3 protein-coding genes are annotated in these 2,772 nt (G+C 56.2%); 1 reads left to right on the top strand and 2 read right to left on the bottom strand.

What is annotated here, in order from left to right; translation table 11 throughout:
• Nucleotides 1-1,364: DEAD/DEAH box helicase (locus tag V6C07_RS01245; protein ID WP_333534582.1), on the bottom strand; the 1,364-nt coding region annotated here is incomplete at its 3' end.
• Nucleotides 1,365-1,597: 233 nt separating this feature from the next.
• Here V6C07_RS01245 and V6C07_RS01250 point away from each other — a divergent pair.
• Nucleotides 1,598-1,792 (top strand): twin-arginine translocase TatA/TatE family subunit, encoded by a 195-nt coding sequence (locus V6C07_RS01250; RefSeq protein WP_333534583.1) that lies wholly within the window; start codon nt 1,598-1,600, stop codon nt 1,790-1,792.
• Between the two features lie 211 nt (nt 1,793-2,003).
• Here the strand turns inward: V6C07_RS01250 and V6C07_RS01255 are convergent, their stop codons facing one another.
• Nucleotides 2,004-2,357 carry a hypothetical protein gene (locus V6C07_RS01255; RefSeq protein WP_333534584.1) on the bottom strand — a complete coding sequence of 118 codons (354 nt, stop codon included), beginning with the start codon at nt 2,355-2,357 and terminating at the stop codon, nt 2,004-2,006.
• Nucleotides 2,358-2,772: the final 415 nt, after the last annotated feature.

The following is a 2,772-nucleotide window of genomic DNA, read 5'->3' on the forward strand; positions in this document are numbered from 1 at the left end:
CTGGACTGGCGGCGGGGGTCCACGGCCAGCGGGTCCTGGTCCAGCGGTTTGTCCTGGTCGCCAAAATCCCGCTGCATGAGCAGTTTGAAAAGGGCGGCGGAAATGTCACGGCTGGTAATTTCGCCGTCAGGAAACTGCGTGGTCAGAAAACCTTCCAGCAGGGTGAGCCAGCGCTCAAGCGTGCCGGCTTCAACGGTCTGGCGTACCTCCTCCAGCAGGCGGGAGGTGCGGATATTGTCCATATCATGCAGGCTCGGCAGGCGGCCTTCGGTGATGCGCGCGCGGGTGCAGCGGATGATATCGCGCATTTTGTAATGTTCGCGCATGGTCACAAAGGTAAAGGCGCTGCCAACACGGCCCGCGCGCCCTGTGCGACCGATGCGGTGTACGTATTTTTCCACATCGTGGGGAATGTCGTAGTTGATGACGGCATCCACATCGTCCACGTCAAGGCCGCGCGCCGCCACATCCGTGGCTACCAGCACGTCCAGACCTTCGGAGCGGAAGCGCTGCATCACGCGGTCGCGCTGCGACTGGGCGAGGTTGCCGTGCAGACTGTCGGACTGATAGCCGCGCTGCTGTAAATGTGTGGTCACTTCATCCGCACCGCGCTTGGTAGAGCAGAACACAAGCGCCTTGTGGAAGGCGCGCGAGTCCAGCAGGCGGCAGAGGGCGTCCATTTTCTGGTGGGGGCGCACTTCGTAGTAAATCTGCTCAATGGCAGGAACCGTAAGCATTTTTTGGGCAACGGTGAGCATTTCCGGTTCGCGGAGAAAGCGTTTGCTCAATTCGCGAATGGCCGGGGGAACCGTGGCTGAAAAAAGCACCCGCTGGCAAGTGGCCGGGGTCTGTTCCAGAATGGATTCAATATCTTCACGAAAGCCCATATCCAGCATTTCGTCCGCTTCGTCCAGCACGGCCATGCTGGCTTCGTTCAGACGCAGGGTTCCGCGTTTGAGGTGGTCCATGACGCGCCCGGGCGTACCCACCACAACCTGCACGCCCTTGGCCAGGGCGCGCAGCTGCCGTTCAATGGGCTGCCCGCCGTAGATGGGCAGAATGGTGACGCCACGCTTGCAGGCGGCGAGCTTGCTCAGCTCTTCGGCCACCTGAATGGCAAGCTCACGCGTGGGGCACAGAATAAGGGCCTGTATATTTTTTGCGGGTGTGAGCTTTTCCAGAATGGGCAGGCCAAAGGCGGCGGTTTTTCCGGTTCCCGTCTGCGCCTGACCAAAGGCGTCGTTGCCTGCCAGCAGGCAGGGAACGGCCAGAATCTGTATGGGGGAAGGCTCTTCAAAGCCCATGTCTTCAACGGCTTTCAACAGTTCGCGGGACAAGCCCAGCTCTTCGAAGGATGCGGTCATGCTGTTCCTGAAATAAATTTTTTCGGTATGGATTTTTCCGGGTGGCGGAACATATCCCCATCCGGTGCAATGTACAATGAAAATGGTACGGTCGCGGCGCGGCCACGGGCCGCATGTCGCGCTTAATTGTTGCTTTTGCGTCGGGAGAGCGTATAATAAACAAAATTGGCTGAAGTTTCGGGCCTGTTCAGGCCAGCCAACTTGGGCCCTTAACAGGAAGGACGGTTTTTGCTATGGGAGCATTAAGTATTCAGCATTTGCTGGTTGTGTTGGTTGTGGTCATGTTGCTGTTTGGCGCAAAAAAACTGCCTGAAATCGGCGGCGGACTTGGCAGGGCTATCAGAAACTTTAAAAAAGCCACTACCGAACCTGATGAAATTGACATAACAGCCCGGAATAACGGGAATGACAATGGCAAGCCCATGTAGCCGGAAATTCGGCTTCTGAACATTTTGGCTGCGTATATGCCCCGGGCGTGAAGTCCGGGGCTTTTTATTTCCGGGGATCTTCTGTGCGGGAAAGGCGGCGTCGGGCCGCTTCAGCTTCAGCCGGAAGACGCAAAAAATTCCGGAAGACGCAAAAAATTTCGGCTGTGTCTTGTCCCGCTTCAGGCCATGCTTTGTCCTGAAGCTGCCTGGCTTAAATTGCCTGCCAGTCGCTTTTACCGGCCATGCAGGCGGCCTTGCCTGTGGTTACGTCCGCAGCCGCACCAGCAATTAAAACAACAGTCGGGTCAGCGGCCCGGCCATGCGTAAACAAGGTCGGCCAAATAAATACGGCTGTTTCAGCAACGCCCGCCCCTGCACGTCCCACCCGGTCAAACCCGTGCCTGTTCGGCTTGCCGCCATCGGGCGAAAATCTGTAGGCAAAAATTTGTTCCTGAAAACCGGTACATATGTCCATGCCGCGTACCCGGCTGGCCGGAAAACGGGCCATCCACACATTCTGGCGAACAATTTTCATGTGCGTACCCGGCTGGCGGGAGCGCATCATTCAAGGCACGCTCCGCCCTGGACGCATGGCTGATGCGCCAGACGTCGGTTTTTCCGGCGCGTGTCGACAGGTTGTATGGTTTATTCGCCGTATATTGGCATGAGAAATATCCGGCGTCAATCACAGGCCGTGTGGAAATATACATCGTCATGATTCCGGTAAAGGCAATACACCGGATTAACGTACGGAGTTTTTTTGCAGTAAATCAAGCTTGGAGCAGCTTATTTTTGCCAGCAGGCCTTTTTCAACGGCAAAAAACTTCAGCAGCGCAACTATTGTGGCACTGTTGTGAGATAGGCTGGAAAAAACGGACGCCATAGTCCATATCCATTGAGGAGGTTCTATGACGAAAGCACCACGGGGACGTTATTCACAGGAATTGAGGCAGCAAGCCGTCACTATGGCGGTTGATGAT

The organism is Desulfovibrio sp. 1214_IL3152 (assembly GCF_036763055.1).
Classification (GTDB): domain Bacteria; phylum Desulfobacterota; class Desulfovibrionia; order Desulfovibrionales; family Desulfovibrionaceae; genus Desulfovibrio.